The following is a 24,577-nucleotide window of genomic DNA, read 5'->3' on the forward strand; positions in this document are numbered from 1 at the left end:
TGACCCTTACGCGGCGCCGGCCAGCTCCGGCTCCGCCTGGCCGGCGACGACCTCGTCGCCGGCCAGGCGGGTGCGGCGGTCGAGGACGAGACCGCCGATCGCCACGAGGGCGCCGAGCGCGGAGACGGCGGCCGCGAAGGCGAGACCGGGACGGAACCCGTCGAGCGCGGCTGCAGGGGTCGTGGCGTCGGCCGTGCCCGAGGTGATGATGGCGGTGGTGATCGCCAGCACGATCGCCGCGCCGACCTGCATGGAGGTCTGCAGGACCCCGGCGGCCAGGCCCTGCTCGTCGTCGTGGATGCCGCTGGTGGCCTGGATGTTGATGGCGGGGAAGCCGATCCAGCCGGCGCCGATCAGGAGCAGCGGCGGCAGCAGCACGGTCAGGTACGACGGGGAGGTGTCCAGCCGCAGCAGGAACAGCAGGTAGCCGACCGCCATGACCGCCATGGTCACCGCGATGATCGGGCCGGTCCCGAAGCGGTCGACCAGCTTGTCGGAGAAGACCGCCGAGAGCGTCACCATGAGGCCGATCGGCAGCAGGGCGAGCGCCAGCCGCAGCGGCGACCAGCCGAGGCCGTCCTGGAGGAACAGCGTGACGATGAACTGCCAGCTGAAGTAGGAGCCGCCGACGGCGACGATCGCGATGCTGGCCCGGACCAGCGTGGCCTTGCGCAGGATGCCGAGGCGGACCAGCGGGTGGGCGATCCGACGCTCGATCGTCACGAAGGCGGTGAACAGGACCGCGACGCCGACGAACGAGAACACGGTGCGCAGCGAGCTCCAGCCGGCGTCGGGCGCGGACACCACGGTGTAGACCAGCAGCAGCATCGCGGCGCCCGAGGTCAGTGCGCCGAGCAGGTCGTGGCCGCCCTCCTCGGCCGGCTCGTCGCGCGGGACCAGCATCCACGCCGCGGCCAGCGCCAGCAGGGCGACCGGGACCGGGAGCAGGAAGGTCCAGCGCCAGCCGACGCCGGTCATCAGGCCGCCGAACAGCAGGCCCGAGGAGTAGCCGCCGGCGCCGAAGACCGTGTAGATCGACAGGGCCTTGTTGCGGGCCGGCCCCTCGGCGAAGTTCGTCGTGATGATCGACAGGCCGGTCGGCGCGGTGAACGCCGCGGCCAGGCCCTTGATGAAGCGGGTCGCGATGAGCAGCGGGCCGGAGCTCACCAGCCCGCCCAGCAGGGAGGCGGCGGCGAAGACCGCGAGCGCGACCAAGAACACGCGACGTCGGCCGAGCAGGTCGGCGGTCCGGCCGCCGACGAGCAGCAGGCCGCCGTACCCGAGGACGTAGCCGCTGATCAGCCACTGCAGGGAGGACGTCGACAGGTCGAGCTCGTCGCCGATCGAGGGCAGTGCTACGCCGATCATCGACACGTCGAGGCCGTCGAGGAAGAGCACGATGCACAGGGTGATCAGCAGGGCCCAGGTGCGGCCGGACCAGCGGATCGCGCCGGTGGCGGGGGAGGTGGCGGGGGATGTCGAGGACATGGCGAGTAGCGTTCCATGCGTGTGCATTCAATGCAAGTGCAAATAATGCGTTTGCATAAAAGTTACCTGCTGGCTAGGATGCGAGCGTGACGAAGGCCGCTGCGAGGAGCCCGCTGGTCGCCGAGTGGCGCCAGCTGCTCGACCGCCACGCCGCCGTCAGCTGTGCGCTCGAGAAGGCGCTCCAGGACGGCCACGGCATCGGGCTGAGCGAGTTCGAGACCCTCGACCGCGTGGTCGACGCCAACTGCGGCAAGTACCGCATGGCCGACCTCGCCGGCGACATCCACCTCAGCCAGAGCGCCCTGTCCCGCGCCATCACCCGGTTGGAGAAGGACGGGCTCGTCGAGCGCTCCGCGTGCGTCGACGACCGGCGCAGCGTGTTCGTCTGCCTGACCGCCCGCGGCCGCGAGGTCTACGACGCGGCGCTGCCGACGCACCGCGAGGTGCTGCGGGGCTCGTGGGGCGAGTGACCCGGTCAGGCCGAGACGTCAGTCGGCGCTGAGCGCGCCCGGGTCGTCGGGCACGTCGACCGAGTGCTCGCGCAGCAGCTCGATCGGGATCAGCTCGAGCGCGCGCTCGTTGGTCGAGGCGAGGACGACGGGGGCGGCAGCCCCCTCGGCGTACGCCTGCAGCCAGCGCGCTGCCACGACGCACCACCGGTCGCCCGGGTGCAGGCCGGGGAAGCGCCACTCCGGACGAGGCGTCGACAGGTCGTTGCCGACCGAGCGCTGGTGGGCGAGGAACTCCTCGGTCATCACCGCGCAGACGGCGTGCAGGCCGACGTCCTCGGGGCCGCAGGAGCAGTTCCCGTCGCGCAGGAAGCCGGTCACCGGGTCGGTGCCGCAGGGCTCCAGGGCGCTCCCGACAACGTTCCGCTCGTCCACGATCCACAGCCTAGTTCCCTGTGCCGACCCGGGCCTGTGGATGACCGACCCCGGATGTCGGACCGAGGGCGCAAGGTGGTTCCCATGACACGAGACCACGAGAACCCACCCCTCCTCCCGCCCCACCTGATGCCGCCGTTGACCGACCAGGCCGCCCTCGAGCGCACCTGGTGCACGCTCATGGGTCGGCTCGGCTTCGCGACGCCGCAGCTGTGGCTGCTCTTCGTCGACGGCGAGCGACCACGCCACCTGCTCGAGGTCGAGGACGTGCCGCTGCACCCGACGTCCGCCGATCGCGCCGGCCTCGCCGGGATGCTGGAGCACCTGCTCGACGAGCGGCGCAGCTGCGCCTTCCTCTACGCCCGCCCGGGCGGGCCGGGGCGCACGCCGGGCGACCTCGCGTGGGCGCGGGCGCTGTCGGGCGTGTGCGCCCGCTGGCCGGTGCACCTCGCCAACGACGTCGAGCTACGCGTCGCTGCTCCCGACGACCTCGCCGCCGCCGGATGAGCGGCGCAGCAACGCCTGGGTGAACCGCGTCCGGTTGGCCGCGGTGTTGCAGTACAGGATCACCGCGAGGCCACCGAGGGCGTAGGCCGCCAGCACGACGAAGGCGCTGCCGGTGGCCGCGTCCGGGAAGTACATCGCGTCGCGGGCCACCGTGGCGCCGGCGCCCGGCGGCAGCAGCTGCCCGACCGTGTGACCGGCCCTCGGCAGCATCTCCGGGGCGATCGACGAGCCGGAGATGATCAGCCCGACGGTGAAGTACAGGCCGCCGATCAGCGACCCGGCCGGGCCGATGAGGGCGACGAAGGCGGCGGTGGAGGCGGTCACCGCGAGCGAGATCAGGGCCAGGCCCCAGAAGAGCGTGAAGTGGTCGGCCTGGTCACCCACACCGAACAACGCCATCGCGAGCAGGGCCACGGCCGAGGAGCCCAGCGCGTAGACGACGAGAAGGGAGGCATGGCCCAGCCCGCGCCGGGCCGAGCGCTCCGTGAGCCGCCGCAGCCGGCCGAGCGCGATCGAGGCGATCGAGCCGCCGAGGCACAGGGCCTGGATGACGAAGCCGAGCGAGCTGCCGGCGCTGTCGTCCTCGGGCAGGGGGACGACGTCGGTGACCGGCGGCGGCGTGGTGAGGGCGGCGACCGTCGCGACGGGCACCGGCTTGCCGGCTGCGGTCAGTGACGTCACCTGGTCGGCGATCTGCTGCTGGTAGACCTTCGTGTACTGGGCCTTGAACAGGTTGGCCACCGACGGCGAGGCGGCCGAGGCGACGTACAGGGTCGGGTTGTTGCCGGCGAAGGCCACACCGCCGTAGGCGTTCCGCTCGCGGATGGCCTGCTGCAGGGCGTCGGCGTCGGCGTAGGACTCGACGGTGAACTCGCCGTCGGCCTCCAGCTGCTGGGCCTGGGCCTGCTGCTCGGCGGTCCCGACGACGCCGACCGGGAGGTCGTGCGGCGAGGGGGAGTGCGCCATGGCGAGGTAGTAGACCGCCAGGACGAGCTGGATCAGTGCGCCGGTGACGGCGATCGCGAGGCCGAGCCTCGACAGCTTGCGCAGGCCGAGGGGCTCGGGAGCAGGAGACGTGTCGCTCATGGCCCCAGCATGTCCCAACCACGACCCAGATCCACCGTCTGCCCGCTGCTGCGCGTCGCCATGTGGGCACGCTCGCGGCGTTGCGGACGCTCGATGGTGCAACCAGACCGCCGTCGCGCCCGCGCCTTGCGATCGCACCCACCTGACGCCGCTCGCGACGCGGCCAGCCGGCGGGTCCGGGTCGGTCAGCCGCAGTTGTCGCACACGCCCGTCGCCGGGATCGCCATGAAGCAGTTCGGGCACACCGCGACGGTCGGCTCCGGCTTGACCGGCTTGGCGGGCGCCTTCGGCGCTCGCGGCGCGCTCGCGCGCTTGGTGCCGGGGCCGGCTGCGGGGACGGTGGTCTTGCGGACGACGGGCACCTCGACCACGGGGACCTCGACGACCGGCGGGACCCAGCCGGGCGGCGGCGGGTCGGTGATGCCGAAGCGGGCGAGCAGCTCGCGAGCGGCCTCGGTGGGCTGGTGCTTGGGACGGGTCACGATGTCGAAGGGCGAGGACGCGCCCTCCAGGAAGGTCTGCGCGTCGGGGCGCAGCGTCGCCGGGATCCGGCGGTGCCGCCAGCGCTGCGGGGTCGCGCCCTTCTGGGTGATCGTCACCAGCTCCGGCCGCTCCCAGCACACCAGTGCCCAGTCGTCGTGGTGGCTGGTCGCCCAGACGGCGAGCGCGAGGTCGCCGGCATCGGCGGCGGCGCGCAGGGCGATCCGCTCGGGGTTCGAGAACCGGCCGCGGACGTGCAGCACGCCGGGAAGGGGCTCGGAGACGTCGTACTCCTCACCCTGCAGCTGGTCGGTCAGGGCGGCGAGTGCGGGGGAGGTCTCCATGACTCAGCCAAGAGTAGTCGGGTCCTCGTCGATCGCACCCGTCGCCTCCGAGATGATCGCTGCCATCGCGGCACGGGCGCCCGTCACGTCGCCGGACCGGACGGCGCGGGCGACCTCGACGTGGAGGTCGACGGCCTCGTCCTTGGGGTGCGTGGGCATCAGGTGGTGATGGGTCCGCCCGGCCAGGACCTCGGCGACGACGCCGTCGAGGGCCGCCAGCATCTCGTTGCCCGAGGCCTCGAGAAGGATCCGGTGGAAGGCGACGTCGGCCTGCAGGAACGCCTCGAGGTCTCCGGACCGGCCGTGCACGACCATGTCGCTCGCGGCGGTGGCCAGCGCACCACACTGCTCGGGGGTCGCCCGCTCGGCGGCGAGGCCGGCCGCGACCGGTTCGAAGCCGCTGCGCAGCTCGCCGAGCGACCGCAGTTGGGCGGCCCGGTCGTCGGAGTCGAGGCGCCAGCGGATCAACCGCGGGTCGAACACGTGCCACGACGTGCGCGGCTGCACGGTCACGCCGACGCGACGGCGCGAGGCGACCATGCCCATCGACTCGAGCACCCGCACCGCCTCGCGGGACACGGAGCGGCTGACGTCGTGCTCGGTGTCGATGATGTCGAGCGTGAGCACCGCCCCGACGGCGAGCTCGCCGCCGACGATCCGCCGTCCGAGCGCGTCGAGGACGTCGTCGTGCAGCGCGGTGCGGGCCACGATTCCTCCAAAGATCAGATTTATTTGGCTTCCGGGGTTGTTAAAAGCAGATTAATGGTTGCACACTGTGACGGCCAGCACATCGCAGCCTGCGAGTTCCGAACGCCCAGGAGGTTCCATGAGCAGCACCCTGCCGTACGACGGGGGCGCACCCCTCCTCGTCGTGATGGGCGTGTCGGGCTCCGGCAAGTCCACGGTCGGCGCGGCGCTCGCGCAGCGCCTCGGCGTCCCGTTCGAGGACGCCGACGACCTGCACCCGGCCGCCAACATCGCCAAGATGACGGCCGGCATCCCGCTGGACGACGAGGACCGCATCCCGTGGCTGGAGACCATCGGGAGGTGGCTCGCGGCCAACGACGAGCAGGGCGGCGTCATCAGCTGCTCGGCGCTCAAGCGCTCGTACCGCGACCAGCTCCGCGCTCACGCAGCGCGGGCGGTGTTCGTCCACCTCCACGGCACCCGCGAGGTCATCGCGCGGCGCCAGGCCGCTCGTCCCGGCCACTTCATGCCGGCCTCGTTGCTCGACTCGCAGTTCGACACGCTCGAACCGCTGGCCGAGGACGAGGTCGGTCTCGTCATCGACGTCGACCAGCCGGTCGACGTGATCGTCCAGCAGTTCGTCGACAGCCCGTACGTCGGCCGTCAGTCCTGAGGAGCACGTCATGTCCACCCACCTCGTCCTCGCCGGCACGGACCTCGTCCAGCCGGTCGCCTCCGAGGGCCGCCTGGTCCTCGCCGCGCTGCTCGGCATCGGCGTCATCGTCGCGCTGATCATCGGCGCGAAGCTGCACCCGTTCCTCGCGCTCACGGCCGGCGCGCTCACGGTCGGCGTCACGGCCGGCGTGAGCGTCGAGGTCGCGATCGCCAGCTTCACCACGGGCTTCGGCTCGACCGCGGCCGGTGTCGGCATCCTGATCGCGCTCGGTGCGATGTTCGGCAAGCTGCTCGCCGACAGCGGTGGCGCCGACCAGATCGTCGACACGATCATCGGCCGGGCGGCGCCGCGCGCGCTGCCGTGGGCGATGGCGGTGGTCGGCGCGATCATCGGCCTGCCGATGTTCTTCGAGATCGGCCTCGTCCTGCTGATGCCGGTGATCTACCTGGTCGCCCGCCGGTCGGGGCAGTCGCTGGTCACGATCGGCATCCCGGCCCTGGCCGGCCTCTCCGCGATGCACGGCCTGGTGCCGCCGCACCCCGGCCCGCTCACCGCGATCGACTACCTCGGCGCCGACCTCGGTACGACGCTCGCGCTCGGCGTGGCCATCGCGATCCCGACCGTGATCATCGCCGGACCGGTGTTCGGCCTCGTCGGCCGCTACGTCACCGTCGAGGTGCCGGACCGGTTCGAGGGCCAGGTCGACGAGGATGCTGCGAACCGGCCGTCCTTCCTGGTCACCATCGCGTCCGTGCTGCTGCCGGTCGTGCTGATGATGGGCAAGGCCCTCGCCGACATCTTCATCGACGACGCGACCGACCCGCTGCGTCGTACCCTCGACATCCTGGGCACCCCGCTCATCGCCCTGCTCATCGCGGTCGTGGTCGGCATGTTCACCCTCGGCGCCGGGATGGGCCGCGACGGCGTCGCGAAGTCGCTGGAGTCCTCGCTGCCCGGCGTCGCCGGCATCCTGCTGATCGTCGCCGCGGGCGGTGGCTTCAAGCAGTCACTCGTCGACACCGGGATCGGCACGATCGTCGCCGAGCGTGTGGCCGACAGCAACATCTCGGTGCTCCTGCTCGCCTGGTTCGTCGCGGTCCTGATCCGCCTCGCGACCGGCTCGGCCACCGTGGCAACCGTCACCGCCTCGGGCCTGCTCGCGCCGCTGACCGACCAGCTCTCCAGCGGCGAGGTGTCGCTGATGGTGCTCGCGATCGGTGCCGGCTCGGTGTTCTTCTCCCACGTCAACGACGCCGGCTTCTGGCTGGTGAAGGAGTACTTCGGGATGACCGTCGGCCAGACCCTCAAGACCTGGTCGGCGATGGAGACCCTGCTGTCGGTCACGGGGCTCGTCTTCGTGATGGCGCTCAACCTGGTGGTCTGACGCGCCGGCCCGTCGTTCAGGCCCCGGTGCAGGTCGCCAGCATCTCCTCGAGTGCGGCGACCTCACTGGGGTCGACCGTCAGGGACCAGCGGCTCTTCGTCGCGACCCAGCGGGCGGCGTAGGCGCACTGGTAGGCCTTGCGCGGTCGCCAGGCAGCGGGGTCGTCGGCACCCTTCGAGGCGTTCGTCGGGCCGTCGACGGCGAGCAGGGCGCCGAGGTCGTTGGCGTACTGCTCGCGACGCGCGTCGTCCCACGCCGCGGCGCCCGACACCCACGCCTCCGCCAGCGGTACGACGTGGTCGATCTGCACCGCCTGGGCCTGCGCCGGGTCCTTCAGGTCGTCGAGCACCAGCACCCGCGCGGTGTAGGGGTCGGTCCAGGTGCCGGCCAGCACGTCGTGGTCGCACGAGCCCTGGTCGCCGGTGCGGACCGAGCCCGGCTCGGCGTCGCGCAGCAGGACGTCGTCGCGCTGGTTGCAGCCGTTGCCGTCGACGTCGCGCCAGCTCGACCCGAAGGCGTCGCGGTCGTAGTCGGAGGCCGGTCGTGGCCGGCCGGTCACGGTGAGGCCGGCGAGCATCGCCCGCGCCTCGTCGGCGTCCGGCAGGCCCACGGTCCCGACCGGAGCAGCCAGGTCGCCGCCGGCGTCCACGGACAGGGCCGCGTCGTCGACGAGCCGGCACGAGGTGAGCGGGAGCGCCGCCGCCAGGGCGACCAGCACCACCACCGCGTTCCGCATGAGGGAACGGTAGGGACAACCCGCGACAGAAGTGGGTCGAACGACGAGGTTCGCGCTGTCACACTTGCCCGGTGAGCGCACCGGCAGCGGACCCCGTCATCCTCCTGGTCTCGGGCGAGGAGATCGACGTCCTGACCCAGCAGTTCCGCCGCTACGAGCGCGAGTACGACGTGCGCGCGGCCACCACGGCCGCCGACGCGACCGCGATCCTGCAGCGGGCCCGGGCCTCCGGGCAGCCGGTCGCGATGGTCGTGACCGACTCGGAGCTCCCCGACGAGAACGTGCTGCTCGCGTTGCACGACTGGCGCACGCTGGTTCCCACGGCCCGCCGGATCGTGGCGATCCCGATCAGCCGCTTCGCCGACGACACCAACACGCTGCGGCCCTACCTCGCGAAGGGCAAGTTCGACACCTACCTCGTGCTGCCGCAGGGCCGGCGCGACGAGGAGTTCCACTACGCCGTGGTCGAGCTCCTCAGTGACTGGGGTGCGACCGTCGCGTCCTCCGAGATCGACACGGTCCGGATCATCACACCGGCGGCGACGCCGCTCTCGCTGGGCGTGCGCGACTTCCTCGACCGGGTCGGCTTCCCGCACCGCACCTACGCACCCGACTCGCCGCAGGGCCAGGAGGCGCAGGAGCTGTACGGACGCCAGCATGATGCGCCGCCGACGTACCCGCTCGTCCACCTCTCGTCGAAGCCGTTCGCCGACCGTCCGATCATCGCGCCGACGTCGGTGCGCGAGCTGTCGGCCCTGATGTACGGCCGCCCGTCCGACATCGACTGCACGACCGTCGTCGACCTGGCCGTCGTCGGCGCCGGGCCGGCCGGCCTCGCGGCCGCGGTCTACGGTGCGTCCGAGGGACTCAGCACGGTGGTCCTCGAGCAGGAGGTGATCGGCGGCCAGGCCGGCACCAGCTCGATGATCCGCAACTACCTCGGCTTCCCGCGCGGCATCTCCGGCATGCGGCTCGGGCAGCGGGCGCGCACGCAGGCGATCCGGTTCGGCGCTCGCTTCTTCACCGGCTGGCCGGTCGTCGAGCTGGCGCCCGGCGTCGACGGTGCCCCCCACACGCTGATCACCGAGGGTGGCAAGGTCCACGCCCGCTCGATCCTGATCGCCTCGGGCGTCGCCTACCGCCGCCTCGGGGTCGCACCACTCGAGGACCTGGTCGGCGCGGGCGTCAACTACGGCGCTGCGATGACGGCCGCGCGCGAGATGGAGGACCGCGACGTCTACGTCGTCGGTGGCGGCAACTCCGCCGGCCAGGCCGCCGTCCACCTCGCCCGGTTCGCTCGGTCGGTCACGATCCTGATCCGTCGCGAGGACCTCGCGGCGACCATGTCGAAGTACCTCATCGACGAGCTCCAGTGGAACCCGCGCATCCAGGTGCGTCCGTGCACGGAGATCATCGACGGCGGCGCCGACGAGGGGGGACAGCTCGGCTGGCTGCAGCTCTGCGACGTCCGCACCCGCCAGGAGGAGCGCGTCTCGGCGGGCGGGCTGTTCCTGCTGATCGGCGCGGCACCGCACTGCGACTGGCTGGGTGACGACGTGCTGCGCGACGAGCACGGCTTCGTGCTGACCGGCCGCGACGTCCCCACCGAGTGCTGGGCCGACGGCCTGCCGCCGGAGAACCTCGCGACCTGCGTGCCCGGCATCTTCGCTGCCGGCGACATCCGCTCCGGCTCGATGAAGCGGGTCGCCGCCGCCAGCGGAGAGGGTGCCTCGGCGGTCTCCCTCGTCCACGGCTACCTCGAGGGTTTGCGGGTACCCACGGCTCCATGACCTCTGGAATCGACCTCGGACGCCCCACCGCCGGCGATGTCATCGACCTGATCACCGACGACCACCGACGCTTCGAGCGGTTGCTCTCCCAGCTCCGCCTCGCCACCGCCGACCGCGACGCCGTTCGACAGGCGTTCGCCCACGTGCTCATCGCGCACGGCGAGGCCGAGGAGGAGCTGGTCTACCCGGTGCTGCGCCGTACCGCCGAGGACGTGGACGCCCACGACGTCGAGCACGGCAAGGAGGAGCACGCCGAGGGCAACCAGGCGCTGCTCGCCCTGCTCGAGCTCAAGGGCACCGAGACCAAGGCGTTCACCGACGCGGCCGAGGAGCTGAGCAACCTCATCGCCCACCACATCGCCGAGGAGGAGCTGAGCATCCTCGAGCCGGCGCGGACCGAGACCTCGACGAAGGTGCGCTACGACCTGGGCGCGAAGTGGGCACAGCGGCGCAACGAGCTGATCGACGCCGGGTGCGGCTCGCTCGACAACGTACGCCGGATCGTGGCCCAGGCCGAGAAGGAAGGCCTGCTCGAGGACGCTGAGTGACCTCGCCCTCATCCGGTGGACGGGCTGGCACCCGTGGAGTAGACCCGGTGCATGGCGCACCCCCGGGCACAGCAGGCACGTGAGCTCTGGCGTCACGCCGAGCCCGTCCACGCCGTCACCTACTTCTCGGCCGAGCCGCTCTCCGCACTGCGCTCGGCCGGCTACAAGGGCTTCTGGATGGGCTACTTCGCCGGCCGCGCAGCGCCGCTCGGGCCGGCGTCGCCTGAGCTGGTCCGTGCTCTCTTCCACAACTTCTCGGCCGACCACGTCGCGCGCTCCCTCCCGGACGCCTGGGCGTTCGCCCCGCCGGCGGCCGCGCTCGCCGCGCGCGTCGACGGCTCGGTCGCCGCGCTGCTCCGGATGCTCGGCGAGCGCCTCGACGAGCGGGCCGTGGGCCGTGCCGCCGAGCTCGCCCTGCGCGCCGCGGAGTCCGCGCCGGTGGACGGGCGCGCGCTGTTCGCCGCCAACCGTGCCCTCCCTGCGCCCACCGAGCCGCTCGCGCGCCTGTGGCACGCGGCGACCCTGCTGCGGGAGCACCGCGGTGACGGCCACGTCGCTGCGCTCACCGCCGCCGACATCGGTGGGCGGGAGGCGCACGTCCTCCACGCACTGTCCAGCGGCACGCCGGCGTCGGTGTACGCCGCCGCTCGTCACCTCGACGCCCAGGAGTGGTCCGCGCTCGTCGACGGGCTGGCTCGGCGCGGGCTCGTGGACCCCGCGGCCGGCCTGACCGAGGCCGGGCGCGAGCTGAAGGAGCGGGTCGAGCAGCAGACCGACGTCCTCGCGGCGAGTGCACTCGCCGTGCTTGCGGACGAGGAGGTGGCTGAGCTGATCGCCCTGCTGCGCCCGGTGTCGGCAGCCGTGGTGGCGTCCGGGGACATCCCGCGGAAGTCCCCGATGGGGCTCGACCTGGGACCCCGGCCGGCTTTGTAGGCTGCGCGCATGGCGAGCAAGCGCGGGTGGAGCCGGTACCGACCGCCGGGGGAGCCCCGGACCGAGTCCGGGGCCCCGCTGGACCCGAAGCCTGCTCCGAAGCCGCGGTCCCCGCGCAAGCAGCGGACGAAGCCGAAGGCGTCATCCGCTGCCAGGCCGGGAACTCCCTGGGCGCGTCCGCTGGTCGTCCTCGGCATCGTGGTGGCGGTCGTCGTCGGGATCGCGCTGGCCGTGCGCGCCGGCAACGACGACGACGACACCTCCGGCGACGTCGACCTCGAGCTCCTCGACGAGGCCTTCATCGCCGACGGCTTGGCGGCTGCTCGCTCCGAGGAGGGCGACCGGCAGCCGGTTGCGGTCCACCTCGACGAGTACTCCATGACGGTCGAGTACTTCGACCCGGGCAAGGACGAGAGCAGGTACGTCGAGACCAACAGCTACTCCGACGACGTCACCGTCCGCGTGAGGAAGAACTTCTACACCGGCTACGACAAACCGACGCCCTTCGACATCACCGTCGTCGACCCGGCCGCGATGGTCGAGGCGGCCCGCGACGCGCTGGCGGACTCGGAGGACGCCTACACGTGGGAGGTGCGGGTCAGCGTGCCACCGGACGGGACCGAGCCGCTCATGGTGGCCCGGGTCTCCGGCAAGGACACGGTCGAGAGGACGAGCGCTCCATGAGCACCGGACGCGGAACTCGTGGCCAGCGCTTCTTCGCGCGCTGGTACCCCTCGGTGATGGGGCGCGCCGAGGAGGCCGGCCAGGCGGCGATCCGGGCCCGGCACCTCGCGCACGCGTCCGGCCGGACCCTCGACCTCGGCACGGGCAACGGCTACTCCGTGCCGCACTACCCGCCGGCCGTGACCGAGCTGGTCATGGTGGAGCCGAACCCGGCGCTGCGCGAACAGCTGCAGCGTCGTACCCAGGACATCCGGGCGCGGGCGTGGCAGATCCTCGACGGAGACGCCTACGACCTGCCGTTCGCGGACGCGTCCTTCGACACCGTGAGCGCGTCGTTGGTGTTCTGCTCGCTCGAACGACCGGAGGCAGCGCTCGCCGAGCTGGCGCGGGTGCTGCGACCGGGCGGGTCGTTCCTGTTCCACGAGCACGTCCGCGGCACCGGTCTGCGACGGGTGCTGCAGGAGGTGGCGACGCCGCTGCAGGTCCGGGTCGCCGACGGCTGCCACCCGAACCGTGACTTCCTGGGCATGTTCCGGGACTCGCCGTTCCGGGTCGCCGAGGTCGAGCACCTCCGGATGCCGGGCGGTGCGGCGACCGTCGTCCCCATGGTCGTGGGGACGGCCGTCAGATGATCCCGGCCGCCTCGCCGACCTCGCGGTAGGCAGCAGCGAGCGAGTCGACGGTCTCGTGGGCGTTGAGGCCGCTCGGGTTGGGGACGACCCACAGCTCGGCGCCGGACCACAGGTCGTCGAGCGTGTCGGGCTGGCGGCCCGGCTTCGCCTTGGGGAGGCCGAAGGCGGTCCGGTACGCCGTGATGCCCGCGATGGCGACCACGCGCGGTCGCTCCCGCGCGACCAGGTCGGTGAGCTGGACCCCGCCGGCCCTGAGCTCCTCGTCGCTCAGCTCCGCCGCCTTCGCGGTGGCACGGTGGACCACGTTGCTGATGCCGATGCCGCGGTTGCGCAGCACGTCGCGCTCGGCCTCGTCCATCCCGTTCGCGGGGTCGATCGGCTCCGTGATCACGCCCGCGCGGAGCAGCGCGGGGTAGAAGCGGTTGCCCGGGTGGGCGAAGTGGGTGCTGGTCGCGGCGGTCCACAGGCCCGGGTTGATGCCGACGAAGAGCAGCCTCAGCTGCTGTCCGGGCGCGTTCGGGAGCAGGTCGGGGACCACCGCGTCGCGGTACGACTCGAGCTCGGCCCGGGTGAAGGAACGGCGCTGCGCAGGTGTCACGGCGTCGAGCCTGTCACGATGAGCCGGTGACCGTGGAGCCGGCCTGGAACACCTTCGTCGAGGGCGACAACCTCGACGTGCTGGCGACGCTGCCCGCCGACTCCTTCGACCTGGTCTACATCGACCCGCCCTACAACACCGGCAACGACTTCGCCTACCGCGACGACTTCCGCGGCGAGCGCGGCGAGGGTGCGCGGGGCCGGCACGCCGCGTGGCTGGCCTTCATGCGCCCGCGGCTGGAGGCGGGGCGCCGGGTGCTGGCGCCGACGGGCGCGATCTTCGTGAGCATCGACGACCACGAGGCGGCGTACCTGCGGCTGCTGCTCGACGAGGTGTACGGCGAGGAGAACTTCCTCGCGCAGGTGGTGGTCAACCTGAACCCGAAGGGCCGCCAGCTGGGCAGGGGCTTCGCGACCTCGCACGAATACCTCCTCGTCTACGCGCGGGACGCCGAGCAGTGCGTGCTCGACGCCTCCTCGGCGAGCACGGTGGTCGAGTCCGACTTCCCGCTCGAGGCGAGCGACGGACGCCGCTACCGGCGGCTCCCGCTGCGCAACACCAACAAGAAGTTCAACCCGCTCACCGCGCCCACGCTGCACTTCGCGGTCTGGGGCGACCCGTCGTCCGGCCGGGTCTCGACCGCGCCCTTCGACGGCGCGGTCGAGATCAAGCCCGTCTTCGGCGACGGTACGCCGGCCGTCTGGCGCTGGTCGCGCCCGCGCATCGACGAACGGCCCGACGACCTCGAGTGCCGGGCGGTGCGGGGCCCGCGGGGGGAGCGGGTCGACGTGTTCCAGCGGGACTGGCGCCACCCGGTCGGCGGTCGGCGCAAGAAGCTGCGCACCATCTGGCTGGCCGAGGAGATCGGCTCCACCGACACCGCGGTCGCCGAGCTCAAGGACGTGCTCGGCCACGTCTTCGAGTCGCCCAAGCCCACGGGCCTGGTCCGCAGGATCCTCGACACCATGCCGGCCGACGCGCGGGTCCTCGACTACTTCGCCGGCAGCGGCACGACCGGGCACGCGGTGGCGCTGGCGAACGCGGCCGACGGCGGCGTGCGCACCTGCCTGTCGGTCAACGCGCCCGAGCCGACGCGGGTCGGCTCGAACGCCGAGCGAGCCGGCTATGCCACCGTCTCGGCCATCACCAGGGCGCGGCTGCGTGCCGTCGCGGACCAGGTCGGCGGCGGCTACCGCGAGCGTTAGCTCAGGCGATCCCCGCGGCCTTCTCCAGCGCGGCGAGCTCGTCGTCGAGGAAGGTCAGCAGCCGCTGCAGGTGCGGCACCGTGCGGCGGCAACCAGTCAGACCGAAGCCCATGTTGCCGGCGTACGACGTGCAGGTGATGTTGAGCGCCATGCCGTTGATCGGGATCGAGACGGGGTAGTTGCCGACGAGCTGCGCGCCGTTCCAGTAGTGCGGGACCCGCGGGCCCGGCACGTTGCTGATGATGAGGTTGAACGGCGGGCGGACCATGCCCTGCATGCCCAGGGCCGGGATGACGATCGACGGCGCCATGCCGATCGCGCTCATCGCGACGATCTGGGTCGGCGTCATCGACGACAGCGCCTCCTTGCCGTCCTTCATCGACCGGCTGATCGTGCGCAGCCGGTCGGCGGGGTCGGCGAGGTCGGTGGCGAGGCGGACCATCACCGAGCCGATCGCGTTGCCGCCGGCGGACGAGGCGGTGCCGGCCTGCTTGGCGTTGAGGCCGACCGGGACCATCGAGACCAGCGAGCGGTCGGGCAGCGCGTCGAGCTCGTCGAGGTAGGTCCGCATCGCGCCGCTGCACATCGCGAGGACGACGTCGTTGATCGTCGTACCGGTGGACTTGCCTACGGCGCGCATCCGCTCGACCGGCCAGTCCTGCGCGGCGAAGCGGCGGGCGCCGGTGATCGACTGGTTGAAGATCGTGCGCGGGGCGGCGAGCGAGACCGCGGAGGTCTCGTTCCTCAACCCCTTGCGCAGCGTCTTGACCAGCGCGATCGGCATGCCGGCGGCCTCGGCGCTGATGCTCATCGCGCCCCGCAGCACGTCGGCCGGAAGGTCCGCGATGGTCTTGGCGGCCGTCGTGGCGGCGTCGACGGCGGCGGCGGGCAACGACTCGGCCGTCTCCTCGGGCTTCCTGCGCCGGGCCGCACCGTCGGCGAACGGGGCCCCCATGTTGCGGCGGTCCGGGTCGGAGGACAGCACGCTCGCCATCAGGCGCATCGCCGAGATGCCGTCGACGAGGGAGTGGTGGAGCTTGGTGTACATCGCGACCCGGCCGTCGGCGAGGCCCTCGATGACGTGGGTCTCCCACAGCGGCCGCTCCCATGCGAGCCGGGTGGAGTGCAGGCGGCCGACGAGCTCGAGCAGCTCGCGGACCCGGCCGGGCTGGGGGAGTGCGCTGTGCCGGACGTGGTGCTCGATGTCGAACTGCTCGTCGTCGCGCCAGACCAGCGTGCCGGCGGTCTTCGCGGAGCGGTACGGGTGCTTCAGGAACAGCGGCGCGATCTTCTCGGTGTCGCGCATCGACTCGAACATCTCGCGCACGTAGCCCGGTCCGGCGTCCGCCGGGGGCTCGAACAGCTGCAGGCCGCCGACGTGCATGGGCTGGTTCCGGTTCTCGGCGAGCAGGAACGCCGCCGAGGTCGGGTCGATGGGCCGGAAGCCGGGGACGGAGACCATGCGGAGCACCTTTCGTCGCATCCTGCGCGTGCAGTCTGCCGATCCTTGCGCTTCGAGACGTCCGTCACAACCGGATCGGGTGTTTCCGGCGTTTTCGGAGGTGTCGCGGCTCAGGGCTCAGGAGTCGAGCTCGTTGCGGAGCTCGGTCACGACCGAGTCCACGACCGCGACGAGGTCGCCGCCGGTCCGCTCCGCGACGGCACGCTGGCGCACGTACGACGGTCCGCGCGCCGGGATGTCGAGCACCGTGGCGAGCTCGGCCTCGCAGCCCAGCCGGGCCGCGGTGGGGGCGAGCTGCTCGACGAGGTCGGCCAGGTCGTCGGTCACGAGTCGCTCGTTGGAGTCCGCGTCGAGGATGACGATCGCGTCGACGCCGTACCGGGCGGCGCGCCACTTGTTCTCCTGCACGTGCCACGGCGGCATCGTCGGCAGCGTCTCGCCGGCGGCCGCGCGGCCGTCGAGCCAGACGACCAGGCAGTGCATCAGCGCGACCAGGGCCGCCATGTCGGAGAGGGTGGAGACGCCGTCGCAGATCCGGTTCTCGAGGGTGCCGTGCTTGACCGCGGGCCGCAGGTCCCAACGGATCTCGCTCAGCTCGTCGATGACGCCGGTGGTGATCTGGTCGTGCGCGAACGCCTCGAACTCCTCCCACCGCTCGAACTGGAACGGCAGGCCGGCCGTCGGCAGCTGCTGGAACATCAGTGCCCGGTTGGACGCGTACCCCGTGTCGACGCCCATCCAGATCGGGGACGACGCCGAGAGCGCCTGCAGGTGCGGGTAGTAGGTGAGCAGCGCCGACAGCACCGGCATCACACGGCTCTGCTCGGGCAGCCCGACGTGCACGTGGACGCCCCAGATCAGCATCTGCCGGCCCCACCACTGCGTGCGGTTGATGAGCTCCTCGTAACGGTTGCCCTCGGTCAGCTGCTGGCCGGTCCAGTCCGCGAAGGGGTGGGTCCCGGCGCCGTACAGGTCGAGGTCGAGGTCGTCGGCCGCGGAGACGACGTACTGCAACGTGCTGCGCAGGTCTGCCATCGCGTCGGCGACGGTCGGGCAGATGCCGGTGACCGCCTCGACGGTGTTCTTCAGCAGCTCCTTGTGGAGCTTGCCGGGGTCGGGCATCCGCGGCTTGGCCCGCGCGAACAGGTGGGCGGCCTCGTTGCGGAGGTCGCGGGTACGACGGTCGACCAGCGCGAACTCCCACTCCACCCCCAGCGTGGGCTCGGCCGAGCCGTGGAAGTCGATGCGCACGGCCTCAGCGTAGGGCCTTGCCGACCTGTCAGCATGGCGGCATGGACGACTTGCGGACCCTGCACCGCACGCTCGACCTCTGCCTCAAGGTCGGGGAGGTGCTGCTGTCCTCGGGCGCCGGCGCGCCCGACGTGGTGGCGACGATGCGCGCGCTCGCCCGCGCGCTCGGCGTACGGCACACGCAGGTCGACGTGACCTTCACCGCGCTGGCGATGAGCGTGCAGCAGGGACCCGACGAACCGCCGGTCGTCCAGCTGCGCGCCGTGACCCAGCGGGAGATCGACTACGAGGACCTGACCCGCGTCGACCACCTCGTCCGTGACGTGGTCGCCGGGCGCACCGACCTGGAGGGCGCGCGCACCGAGCTGGGGCAGATCGTGTCGTCGGGCCACGCCCGGCCGCGCTGGGCCGCGACCCTCGGTGTCGGCGTGATGTGCGGCGGCGTCGGCCTGCAGCTGGGTGGCGGTTTCGTCGTCGTCCTGGTCGCGATGCTGGCCGCGATCTGCATCGACCGGTTGCAGCTGGTGATGACCCGGCGCCGGCTGCCCGGCTTCTACCAGCAGGTCGCCGGCGGCGTCGTCGCCACGCTGCTCGCCGCCCTCGGCACCCGGCTGGCCGAGCCGTGGGTCCACCTCAACGCCTCGCTCGTGGTGACCGCGAACATCGTGATGCTGCTCGCCGGCATCGGGTTCGTCGGCGCGATCCAGGACGCTCTCTCCGGGTTCTTCGTCACCGGTGGTGCCCGTGTGCTCGAGGCGGTGCTCGCCACCGCGGGCATCATCGCCGGCGTCAGCGGCGGCCTGTCCGTGGCTGCGACGGTGGGGCTGGAGATCCCGAGCCTGGCGCTCCCACGCTTCGACCTCGCCGGCGTGACCTCGGCCGCCCTCGGCGGCGGGGTGGCGGCGGCCGCCTTCGCGTTCGCCTGCTACGCGCCGCTGCGGACCCTCGTGCCCGTCGGCGTCCTCGGTGGCCTGGGGATCGCGGCGACCGAATCGATCGGGGAGGCCGGCTTCGGTCGCCCCTGGGCGGTCGGCGTCGCGGCCTTCTTCATCGGCCTGTTCGGCTACACCGTGGGGCGCCGGTTCCGGGTGCCGCCGCTCGTCGTGGTGGTCTCGGCCGTCGTACCCCTGCTGCCGGGACTGTCGATCTACCGCGGCCTGTTCCTCCTCGCCGAGGACGGCGGCCAGCAGGTCGCCCAGGGCCTGCTCGCGATGGTCACCGCCGCCTCCGTCGCGATCGCCCTCGCCTCCGGCGTCATCCTCGGCGAGTACGTCGCCCAGCCCGTCCTGCGCGAGGCGCGCCGCGTCGAGGCCCGCCTCGCCGGCCCCCGTCTCGTCGGCGTGACCCGGTCGGTCCGGAAGCGCCGGCGCGGCCGGAGTTCGTGAAACACGTTTCATCTCGCGCTGCGGTGGCAGGCTCCCGCCTCGACCATTGCTTGCAGCACAGGAGAAACACATGAAGAAGACCACCCTCGGCCTCGGCAGCATCGTCCTCGCGGCGGCGCTGTCGCTCTCCGCGTGCGGCGGTGCCGACGAGGAGAAGCTGGCCAAGGAGTACTGCGGCCTGGCCCAGGACGCCCAGGACGCCGTCAAGTCCGGCGACGCCGCGGCCGCCGAGAAGGCCTCCAAGGCCCTCCTCGACTGGGCGGAGGACAACAAGGACGCGAAGGGCAGCGAGGACGAGTTCCTCGACGCCGTCAAGAAGGAGTGCCCGGACGTCGCGTCCACCCTCCCCTGATCCCCCACGGGCTCTGACGAGCCGGGTTCCCCGAGCGGGAGCCCGGCTCGCTCCGTTTTCCCGCGAAGTGTGGGGAATGGGGGCGCGAGGTGTGAGGAATGGGGGTTCGAGATGGCCAAGGTGCGGCGGATCGAGGTATCGCCATTGACAACAGGAACAGCCACCTTGGCGCTGTGGCCTTGTGGAGGAAGTGCAGTGTCCACAGTCTCGGCGACGACCTGCGATGGGGGTGCGTCGCTGCGGCCACGCTGCAGGCATGGACATCCTCGACTCCTTCCACGGCTCTCCGTTCACTGCAGCGATGGCGATGGAGCGGGGTCTCTCCCGCGACCGGCTGCGGGACCTGCTCGCCCACGGTCTGGTCCGGCAGCCGCTCCATTCGGTGTACGTCGCCGCCGCCGAACCAGACACCCTGGTGCTGCGCGCGAAGGCGGCCGCTCTGGTGCTGCCTGAGCATGCAGTGGTGTGCGACCTGTGCGCCGCTTGGCTGCACGGAGTCGACCTCCTGGACTTTGCAGAGCTCGACCTGGTGCCGCGTCTCGATGTGGTGTCGACGGACGGCCACGAGGGGTCGCGCCGCCCCGAGGTGTTCGGCGGCAAGCGCGACCTGCGCGCTGACGAGATCATGATGGTCCACGGCGTGCGGGTGACGACCCCTGTTCGTACCGTCTGTGACATCGCTCGACTACGCGGACGACTCCGGGCCCTTGCCGCCCTGGACGAGTTCCGCAGAGTCCATGGCATCTCCGAGCAGGAATTGCGAGCGATGCTGCCTCGCTTCGTACGTCATCGAGGCGTGATCCAGCTGCGCGAGCTCATTCCGCTCTCGACGGACAAGGCCGACTCCCAAGCGGAGTCATGGATCCGTCTGATCATTCACGATGCCGGCCTGCCGCTTCCGGAACCGCAGGTCTGGAGCCTCCTGCCCGAGTGGGGCAGGGTGCGAACCGAGAACGCCTATGCCCATTTGCGCATCGCCGTCGAGTACGACGGCGAGGAGTTCCACACCTCCGAGGAGGACCGTGAGCACGATCGTCTGCGCAGGGATGCGCTGCGCAGGGCCGGCTGGATCGTCATCGTGGTGCGCAAGGACGGACTCGGGGAGCAGGCGCGGGCCGTGTGGCTGCAGGAGCTGGTGGCGGCGATGGCCTCCCGCGCTCCCGCGGACAAGGCCAAGCGGATCTACTCGCGTGGACCCGACCATCCGTCGTACCGGCGGAGGAAGGCCCGCGATCGGTGACTTCTCGGACCCCCAATCCTCACACCTCGACCCCGAAAACCTCACGCCTCGCGCCCCTAGGAGGCACACCTCGTGGGTCAGGGGAGGTGGTCGATGAGGGCGGGGAGGGCGCCGGTGATGACGTGGATGAGGTCGTCGCGGGTGAGGCCGGCGGGGGTCTCGCACCAGGTGAGGACGAGGTCCTCGACCATGGCCTGCCAGGCGTGGATGACGAGCCGGACGGCGGGGGTGTCGGGGAGGTCGAGGGTGCCGGTGTCCGCGGTGAAGAAGCGGTCGGCGAGGGCGGTGAAGGTGGTCTCGTAGATCGCGCGGAGGGCGTCGTTGCTGCCGGAGGCGGCCTTGACCAGGGAGCGGTAGCCGGCCTGGTTGGCGATGACGTAGTCGACGTAGCCGGTGATGGAGTGGAGCAGGCGCTCGAGGGGCTCGCCGTCGGGGGCGGGGGCGGTCCGGGCGTAGAGGTCGTCGGCGGCGTGCTGGACGACGGCCTCGAAGAAGCCCAGCTTGGTGCCGAAGTAGTGGTACAGCAACCCGCGCGAGATGCCGGCCTCCTCGGCGAGCAGGTCGATGGACAGCTCGTCGAGCGAGCGGGTCGCGAGCAGGCGGAAGCCGAGCTCGAGCAGCTGCGTCCGGCGCTCGTCGGGGGAGAGGCGGGTGCGGGTGGTGGCCGTCACGCGACGCAGTCTATTGACACATGTTCAATAGTGGCAATAGCGTCCTCGCCATGAGTGCAACTCCGGGTCGCAGGAACGTCGACCACCTCGTCGTGGGCGCCGGCTTCGCCGGTCTCGCCGCCGCGATCAAGCTCGACGAGGCCGCCGAGCGCGACTTCGTCGTGATCGAGAAGGACAGCGACGTCGGCGGCACCTGGCACATCAACACCTATCCGGGCGCGGAGTGCGACGTCCCGAGCCAGCTGTACTCGTACTCCTTCGCGCTCAACCCGAACTGGTCGCGGGTCTACTCGCCGCAGCAGGAGATCTGGGAGTACACCCGCAAGGTCGCCGAGGACTCGGGGACCCTGGACCGCTTCGTCTTCGGTACGGCGGTCGTCGACGCCACGTGGAGCGAGGAGGACCAGCGCTGGGTCGTCCGCACCGAGGGTCCCGACGGCCCGCAGGAGTACGCCGCCCGTACGGTCATCTCCGGCTCCGGCGGCCTCTCCGAGCCGCGCCTGCCGGAGGTCGAGGGCATCGACGACTTCCGCGGCGAGATCTTCCACTCGGCCCGCTGGGACCACGACGTCGACCTGACCGGCAAGCGCGTCGCCGTCATCGGCACCGGCGCCTCGGCCATCCAGCTCGTCCCCGAGCTGCAGAAGGTCCTTGCTGGGTCGGGTGGCCACATGGACGTCTACCAGCGCACGCCCAACTGGGTGATCCCGCGCAACGAGCGCGCCTTCACCGGCTTCGAGAAGGCCGTGTTCAAGAACGTCCCCGGCGTCCAGCGCGCCCTCCGGTCGATCGTCTACGGCACGCTCGAGGCGCGCGTTCCGGCGTTCGCGAGGTTCCCGCAGGCGATGCGTGCGGTCGAGCTGCAGGGCAGGCGCAACATCGCCAAGGGCATCACGGACCCGGAGCTGCGCAGGAAGGTCACGCCGGCGTACCGCGCCGGGTGCAAGCGGATCCTGATCTCCAACAAGTGGTACCCCGCGCTCGACGCCGACAACGTCGACCTCGTCACCGACCCGATCGCCAGGATCACCGGCGACGCGATCGTCACCGCCGACGGCACCGAGCGCCCGATCGACGTGCTGGTGGTCGCCACCGGCTTCTACGTCACCGAGCCGCCCATCGCCCAGCACATCACCGGCCGTGACGGCCGCACGCTCGCCGACGTCTGGGACGACGGCGGCATGGCGGCCTACAAGGGGACGACGATCCACGGCTTCCCCAACCTGTTCCAGCTCGTCGGCCCGAACACCGCCCTCGGCCACTCGAGCATGATCTTCATCATCGAGTCCCAGGTCCGGTACGTCGTGGAGGCCGCGAAGGCCATGCGGCGCGAGAACCTCGGCGTCATCGAGCCGACGCAGGCCGCGCAGGACGCGTGGACCGCCGAGATCCGCCGCAGGATGAAGCCGACCGTGTGGCAGACCGGCGGCTGCGCCAGCTGGTACCTCGACAAGTTCGGCAACAACACCACGCTCTGGCCCGGCCAGACGTTCACGTTCCGCCAGCACCTCAGCACCTTCGACGTCGACAAGTACGACGTCGAGCCCGTCCGTCACTCCAAGGAGAAGGTCACCTCGTGAAGAACCTCAACAACAAGGTCGTCGTCATCACCGGTGCGGGCTCGGGCATCGGCCGCGCCCTCGCGGTGAACCTCGCCGGCAAGGGTGCCCGTCTGGCGCTGTCCGACGTCAACGAGGCCGGCCTCGGGGAGACCGTGGAGCTCGCGATCAAGGCCGGCTCGCCGGACGTGCACACCGCTCGTCTCGACGTCGCCGACAAGGCCGCCTTCGCGTCGTACGCCACCGAGGTCGCGGCCCACTTCGGCCAGGTCAACGTCGTCATCAACAACGCCGGCGTCGCGCTGGCCGGTGACGCGGTCGACCTGACCTACGAGGACATGGAGTGGATCGTCGGCATCAACTTCTGGGGCGTCGTCTACGGCACCAAGGAGTTCCTGCCGCACCTGATCGCGTCGGGCGACGGCCACGTCGTCAACCTGTCGTCGCTCTTCGGCCTGCTCGCGATGCCGGGCCAGAGCGCCTACAACGCGACCAAGTTCGCCGTCCGCGGGTTCACCGAGGCGCTGCGCGAGGAGATGCTCATCGCGGGCCACAAGGTCGGCGTGACCTCCGTGCACCCCGGCGGCATCAAGACCGCGATCGCCCGCAGCGCCCGGGTCTCCGAGAAGGAGGACCAGGCCGCGACGGCGAAGCTGTTCGACGAGAAGCTCGCGCGGATGACGCCGGAGCGCGCCGCCGAGATCATCGTCAGGGGCATCACGAAGAACCAGGCCCGTGTGCTCGTCGGCCTCGACGCCCACGCCCTGCACAACTTCCAGAAGTTCACCGGCTCGCGCTACGAGGACGTCATCGCCATCGTCTCGAAGCGGGTGCTCCCGACCAAGGTCGTCTGAGCCGGGCCGCTAGCCTCGCCTCCATGGAGGCGTCGTCGCTCGATCGGATGTGGTCGCGCAGCCGCCTGTCGCTGCGCGGCCGCATCGATCGCTGGCGCGACAAGCTGTGGGTGGTCGCGCAGTGCTCGATCGCGGCCGGGGTCGCCTGGTTCGTCGCCTACGACCTGCTGGGTCACGACCTGCCGTTCTTCGCGCCCATCGCCGCGGTCCTGTGCCTCGGTACGTCGTACGGCCAGCGGCTGCGTCGTGTCGTCGAGGTGACCCTCGGGGTCGCGATCGGCGTGTTCATGGCCGACGTCCTGGTCGCGGGCATCGGCTCGGGCGCCTGGCAGCTCGGCCTGATCGTCTTCCTCTCGATGTCGATGGCGCTGTTGCTCGACGCCGGGATCATGTTCGTCTCGCAGGCCGCGGTCCAGTCGATCGTGGTCACCCTGCTCCTGCCCGGTGCCGACGGCGCCTTCCTGCGCTGGACCGACGCCGTCGTCGGTGGCGCCGTCGCCCTCGTCGCGGCGATGGTCGTGCCGGCCGCGCCGCTGCGCCGTCCGCGCGAGCAGGCAGCCGTGGTCGCCCGCAAGATCGCCGAGCTGCTGCGGGCCGCCTCCGACGTGATGGTGGACGGCGAGGTCACCCCGGCGCTCGAGCTGCTCGCCGACGCCCGGACCACGGACCGGCTGATCCGCGAGCTGCAGGCCGCCGCCGAGGAGGGCATGTCGGTGGTCAGCTCCTCGCCCTTCCGCGTCCGGCACCGCGAGCCGCTGCGCCGGATGGTCGAGCTGGTCGACCCGCTCGACCGTGCGCTGCGCAGCACCCGGGTGCTCGTGCGCCAGGTCTCGATCGCGGCCTACCGGCGCCGGCCGGTGCCGTCGTCGTACGCCCTCGTCGCCTCCGACCTCGCGGACGCCGCCGAGGCGGTGGCCGGCGAGCTCGCGGCCGACCGCCTGGCCGTCGAGGCACGCGACGCGCTGCTCTCGGTCGGTGCTGCCACGGGCCAGGTCGAGCGCAGCGAGGTGCTCACCGCCGAGGCGATCCTCGCGCAGCTGCGCGCGATCGTCGCCGACCTGCTGATGGTCACCGGCATGGGCCAGCTCGAGGCGACCGACGCGTTGCCGCCGCCGCGTTGACGGCACTCGCTCCGCTCGCG

The 24,577-nt window shown here is 71.7% G+C and carries 26 protein-coding genes; 16 read left to right on the forward strand and 10 right to left on the reverse strand.

Features of this window, described 5'->3' with window-relative positions:
* Nucleotides 1–6 precede the first annotated feature (6 nt).
* Nucleotides 7–1,488 (reverse strand): MFS transporter, encoded by a 1,482-nt coding sequence (locus tag ASE20_RS20680; RefSeq protein ID WP_056896474.1) that lies wholly within the window; start codon nt 1,486–1,488, stop codon nt 7–9.
* Between the two features lie 86 nt (nt 1,489–1,574).
* On the opposite strand from ASE20_RS20680, the gene ASE20_RS20685 reads away from it, so the two are divergent.
* Complete coding sequence (locus ASE20_RS20685; RefSeq protein WP_082612716.1) at nt 1,575–1,958, forward strand: MarR family winged helix-turn-helix transcriptional regulator; 384 nt, start codon at nt 1,575–1,577, stop codon at nt 1,956–1,958.
* A gap of 18 nt (nt 1,959–1,976) precedes the next feature.
* On the opposite strand, the gene ASE20_RS20690 is transcribed toward ASE20_RS20685, so the two are convergent.
* Complete coding sequence (locus ASE20_RS20690; RefSeq protein WP_056896475.1) at nt 1,977–2,372, reverse strand: DUF2237 family protein; 396 nt, start codon at nt 2,370–2,372, stop codon at nt 1,977–1,979.
* An 84-nt stretch (nt 2,373–2,456) separates the two neighbouring features.
* Here ASE20_RS20690 and ASE20_RS20695 point away from each other — a divergent pair, with 84 nt between their 5' ends.
* Nucleotides 2,457–2,879 carry a hypothetical protein gene (locus ASE20_RS20695; protein WP_157538592.1) on the forward strand — a complete coding sequence of 141 codons (423 nt, stop codon included), beginning with the start codon at nt 2,457–2,459 and terminating at the stop codon, nt 2,877–2,879.
* Here ASE20_RS20695 and ASE20_RS20700 read toward each other — a convergent pair.
* From ASE20_RS20700 to ASE20_RS20710, 3 genes are all read right to left on the reverse strand, one after another.
* A complete protein-coding gene (locus tag ASE20_RS20700; RefSeq protein WP_082612718.1) occupies nt 2,838–3,965 on the reverse strand; it encodes an ABC transporter permease in 1,128 nt (375 codons plus the stop codon). The two genes, ASE20_RS20695 and ASE20_RS20700, sit on opposite strands and share 42 nt — an antisense overlap.
* Before the next feature lie 185 nt (nt 3,966–4,150).
* Complete coding sequence (locus ASE20_RS20705; RefSeq protein WP_056896477.1) at nt 4,151–4,789, reverse strand: hypothetical protein; 639 nt, start codon at nt 4,787–4,789, stop codon at nt 4,151–4,153.
* A 3-nt stretch (nt 4,790–4,792) separates the two neighbouring features.
* Nucleotides 4,793–5,497 (reverse strand): FadR/GntR family transcriptional regulator, encoded by a 705-nt coding sequence (locus ASE20_RS20710; protein WP_225869171.1) that lies wholly within the window; start codon nt 5,495–5,497, stop codon nt 4,793–4,795.
* Nucleotides 5,498–5,615: 118 nt separating this feature from the next.
* Here ASE20_RS20710 and ASE20_RS20715 point away from each other — a divergent pair, with 118 nt between their 5' ends.
* Complete coding sequence (locus ASE20_RS20715; RefSeq protein WP_056896479.1) at nt 5,616–6,149, forward strand: gluconokinase; 534 nt, start codon at nt 5,616–5,618, stop codon at nt 6,147–6,149.
* 10 nt (nt 6,150–6,159) lie between these two features.
* On the forward strand, nt 6,160–7,536 hold the full coding sequence (locus ASE20_RS20720; RefSeq protein WP_056896480.1) for a GntP family permease: 1,377 nt from the start codon (nt 6,160–6,162) through the stop codon (nt 7,534–7,536).
* A gap of 16 nt (nt 7,537–7,552) precedes the next feature.
* Here the strand turns inward: ASE20_RS20720 and ASE20_RS20725 are convergent, their stop codons facing one another.
* On the reverse strand, nt 7,553–8,272 hold the full coding sequence (locus ASE20_RS20725) for an HNH endonuclease family protein (RefSeq protein WP_056896481.1): 720 nt from the start codon (nt 8,270–8,272) through the stop codon (nt 7,553–7,555).
* A 71-nt stretch (nt 8,273–8,343) separates the two neighbouring features.
* Between ASE20_RS20725 and ASE20_RS20730 the strand changes: the two genes are divergently transcribed.
* From ASE20_RS20730 to ASE20_RS20750, 5 genes are read left to right on the forward strand one after another with little or no spacing between them, the layout of a single operon-like run.
* Nucleotides 8,344–10,062 (forward strand): FAD-dependent oxidoreductase, encoded by a 1,719-nt coding sequence (locus tag ASE20_RS20730; protein WP_056896482.1) that lies wholly within the window; start codon nt 8,344–8,346, stop codon nt 10,060–10,062.
* A complete protein-coding gene (locus ASE20_RS20735) occupies nt 10,059–10,610 on the forward strand; it encodes a hemerythrin domain-containing protein (RefSeq protein ID WP_056896483.1) in 552 nt (183 codons plus the stop codon). Before ASE20_RS20730 ends, ASE20_RS20735 begins: the two co-directional genes overlap by 4 nt.
* Before the next feature lie 51 nt (nt 10,611–10,661).
* A complete protein-coding gene (locus ASE20_RS20740) occupies nt 10,662–11,543 on the forward strand; it encodes an SCO6745 family protein (RefSeq protein WP_056896484.1) in 882 nt (293 codons plus the stop codon).
* Between the two features lie 9 nt (nt 11,544–11,552).
* Nucleotides 11,553–12,227 carry a hypothetical protein gene (locus tag ASE20_RS20745; RefSeq protein WP_056896485.1) on the forward strand — a complete coding sequence of 225 codons (675 nt, stop codon included), beginning with the start codon at nt 11,553–11,555 and terminating at the stop codon, nt 12,225–12,227.
* Complete coding sequence (locus ASE20_RS20750) at nt 12,224–12,859, forward strand: class I SAM-dependent methyltransferase (RefSeq protein ID WP_056896486.1); 636 nt, start codon at nt 12,224–12,226, stop codon at nt 12,857–12,859. The genes ASE20_RS20745 and ASE20_RS20750 overlap by 4 nt, the downstream gene beginning before the upstream one ends.
* Here the strand turns inward: ASE20_RS20750 and ASE20_RS20755 are convergent.
* Nucleotides 12,852–13,457 (reverse strand): mismatch-specific DNA-glycosylase, encoded by a 606-nt coding sequence (locus ASE20_RS20755; RefSeq protein WP_056896487.1) that lies wholly within the window; start codon nt 13,455–13,457, stop codon nt 12,852–12,854. The genes ASE20_RS20750 and ASE20_RS20755 overlap by 8 nt on opposite strands.
* Nucleotides 13,458–13,483: 26 nt before the next feature.
* Here ASE20_RS20755 and ASE20_RS20760 point away from each other — a divergent pair, with 26 nt between their 5' ends.
* Nucleotides 13,484–14,662 carry a site-specific DNA-methyltransferase gene (locus ASE20_RS20760; RefSeq protein WP_225869172.1) on the forward strand — a complete coding sequence of 393 codons (1,179 nt, stop codon included), beginning with the start codon at nt 13,484–13,486 and terminating at the stop codon, nt 14,660–14,662.
* Nucleotide 14,663: 1 nt separating this feature from the next.
* Here ASE20_RS20760 and ASE20_RS20765 read toward each other — a convergent pair whose 3' ends face one another.
* Nucleotides 14,664–16,124, reverse strand: a complete 1,461-nt coding sequence (locus ASE20_RS20765; protein WP_056896544.1) for a WS/DGAT/MGAT family O-acyltransferase — start codon at nt 16,122–16,124, stop codon at nt 14,664–14,666.
* A gap of 117 nt (nt 16,125–16,241) precedes the next feature.
* Nucleotides 16,242–17,375 carry a glutamate--cysteine ligase gene (locus ASE20_RS20770; protein ID WP_056896488.1) on the reverse strand — a complete coding sequence of 378 codons (1,134 nt, stop codon included), beginning with the start codon at nt 17,373–17,375 and terminating at the stop codon, nt 16,242–16,244.
* 41 nt (nt 17,376–17,416) lie between these two features.
* Between ASE20_RS20770 and ASE20_RS20775 the strand changes: the two genes are divergently transcribed.
* From ASE20_RS20775 to ASE20_RS20785, 3 genes are all read left to right on the forward strand, one after another.
* A complete protein-coding gene (locus ASE20_RS20775; RefSeq protein WP_056896489.1) occupies nt 17,417–18,760 on the forward strand; it encodes a threonine/serine ThrE exporter family protein in 1,344 nt (447 codons plus the stop codon).
* 70 nt (nt 18,761–18,830) lie between these two features.
* Nucleotides 18,831–19,112: a hypothetical protein gene (locus ASE20_RS20780; protein ID WP_056896490.1), complete on the forward strand. Its 282-nt coding sequence runs from the start codon at nt 18,831–18,833 to the stop codon at nt 19,110–19,112.
* Nucleotides 19,113–19,368: 256 nt separating this feature from the next.
* Entirely contained in the window at nt 19,369–20,352 is a 984-nt protein-coding gene (locus tag ASE20_RS20785) for a hypothetical protein (protein ID WP_157538593.1), read from the forward strand.
* Between the two features lie 77 nt (nt 20,353–20,429).
* Here ASE20_RS20785 and ASE20_RS20790 read toward each other — a convergent pair whose 3' ends face one another.
* The gene (locus ASE20_RS20790) at nt 20,430–21,023 is read right to left on the reverse strand and encodes a TetR/AcrR family transcriptional regulator (RefSeq protein WP_056896492.1); all 594 of its coding nucleotides are present in this window, start codon (nt 21,021–21,023) and stop codon (nt 20,430–20,432) included.
* A gap of 50 nt (nt 21,024–21,073) precedes the next feature.
* Here ASE20_RS20790 and ASE20_RS20795 point away from each other — a divergent pair, with 50 nt between their 5' ends.
* Genes ASE20_RS20795 through ASE20_RS20805 form a run of 3 tightly spaced genes read left to right on the forward strand, consistent with a single transcriptional unit; the run spans nt 21,074 to nt 24,557 of the window.
* Nucleotides 21,074–22,603, forward strand: coding sequence for a flavin-containing monooxygenase (locus ASE20_RS20795; RefSeq protein WP_056896493.1), 1,530 nt, complete (start codon nt 21,074–21,076; stop codon nt 22,601–22,603).
* Nucleotides 22,600–23,436, forward strand: coding sequence for an SDR family NAD(P)-dependent oxidoreductase (locus ASE20_RS20800; RefSeq protein WP_056896494.1), 837 nt, complete (start codon nt 22,600–22,602; stop codon nt 23,434–23,436). The genes ASE20_RS20795 and ASE20_RS20800 overlap by 4 nt, the downstream gene beginning before the upstream one ends.
* A 23-nt stretch (nt 23,437–23,459) precedes the next feature.
* Complete coding sequence (locus ASE20_RS20805; protein ID WP_056896495.1) at nt 23,460–24,557, forward strand: FUSC family protein; 1,098 nt, start codon at nt 23,460–23,462, stop codon at nt 24,555–24,557.
* The last annotated feature ends 20 nt before the right edge of the window (nt 24,558–24,577 follow it).

Origin of the sequence: Nocardioides sp. Root240 (genome assembly GCF_001428825.1) — a bacterium.
Lineage (GTDB): Bacteria > Actinomycetota > Actinomycetes > Propionibacteriales > Nocardioidaceae > Nocardioides.

What these genes read in the sequence shown, in the direction of transcription:
- ASE20_RS20680 (WP_056896474.1), bottom strand. Translation starts at nt 1,488, where the DNA reads ATGTCCTCGACATCCCCCGCCACCTCCCCCGCCACCGGCGCGATCCGC.
- ASE20_RS20695 (WP_157538592.1), top strand. Translation starts at nt 2,457, where the DNA reads ATGACACGAGACCACGAGAACCCACCCCTCCTCCCGCCCCACCTGATG.
- ASE20_RS20700 (WP_082612718.1), bottom strand. Translation starts at nt 3,965, where the DNA reads ATGAGCGACACGTCTCCTGCTCCCGAGCCCCTCGGCCTGCGCAAGCTG.
- ASE20_RS20705 (WP_056896477.1), bottom strand. Translation starts at nt 4,789, where the DNA reads ATGGAGACCTCCCCCGCACTCGCCGCCCTGACCGACCAGCTGCAGGGT.
- ASE20_RS20715 (WP_056896479.1), top strand. Translation starts at nt 5,616, where the DNA reads ATGAGCAGCACCCTGCCGTACGACGGGGGCGCACCCCTCCTCGTCGTG.
- ASE20_RS20720 (WP_056896480.1), top strand. Translation starts at nt 6,160, where the DNA reads ATGTCCACCCACCTCGTCCTCGCCGGCACGGACCTCGTCCAGCCGGTC.
- ASE20_RS20725 (WP_056896481.1), bottom strand. Translation starts at nt 8,272, where the DNA reads ATGCGGAACGCGGTGGTGGTGCTGGTCGCCCTGGCGGCGGCGCTCCCG.
- ASE20_RS20735 (WP_056896483.1), top strand. Translation starts at nt 10,059, where the DNA reads ATGACCTCTGGAATCGACCTCGGACGCCCCACCGCCGGCGATGTCATC.
- ASE20_RS20740 (WP_056896484.1), top strand. Translation starts at nt 10,662, where the DNA reads ATGGCGCACCCCCGGGCACAGCAGGCACGTGAGCTCTGGCGTCACGCC.
- ASE20_RS20745 (WP_056896485.1), top strand. Translation starts at nt 11,553, where the DNA reads ATGGCGAGCAAGCGCGGGTGGAGCCGGTACCGACCGCCGGGGGAGCCC.
- ASE20_RS20750 (WP_056896486.1), top strand. Translation starts at nt 12,224, where the DNA reads ATGAGCACCGGACGCGGAACTCGTGGCCAGCGCTTCTTCGCGCGCTGG.
- ASE20_RS20765 (WP_056896544.1), bottom strand. Translation starts at nt 16,124, where the DNA reads ATGGTCTCCGTCCCCGGCTTCCGGCCCATCGACCCGACCTCGGCGGCG.
- ASE20_RS20775 (WP_056896489.1), top strand. Translation starts at nt 17,417, where the DNA reads ATGGACGACTTGCGGACCCTGCACCGCACGCTCGACCTCTGCCTCAAG.
- ASE20_RS20780 (WP_056896490.1), top strand. Translation starts at nt 18,831, where the DNA reads ATGAAGAAGACCACCCTCGGCCTCGGCAGCATCGTCCTCGCGGCGGCG.
- ASE20_RS20785 (WP_157538593.1), top strand. Translation starts at nt 19,369, where the DNA reads ATGGACATCCTCGACTCCTTCCACGGCTCTCCGTTCACTGCAGCGATG.
- ASE20_RS20795 (WP_056896493.1), top strand. Translation starts at nt 21,074, where the DNA reads ATGAGTGCAACTCCGGGTCGCAGGAACGTCGACCACCTCGTCGTGGGC.
- ASE20_RS20805 (WP_056896495.1), top strand. Translation starts at nt 23,460, where the DNA reads ATGGAGGCGTCGTCGCTCGATCGGATGTGGTCGCGCAGCCGCCTGTCG.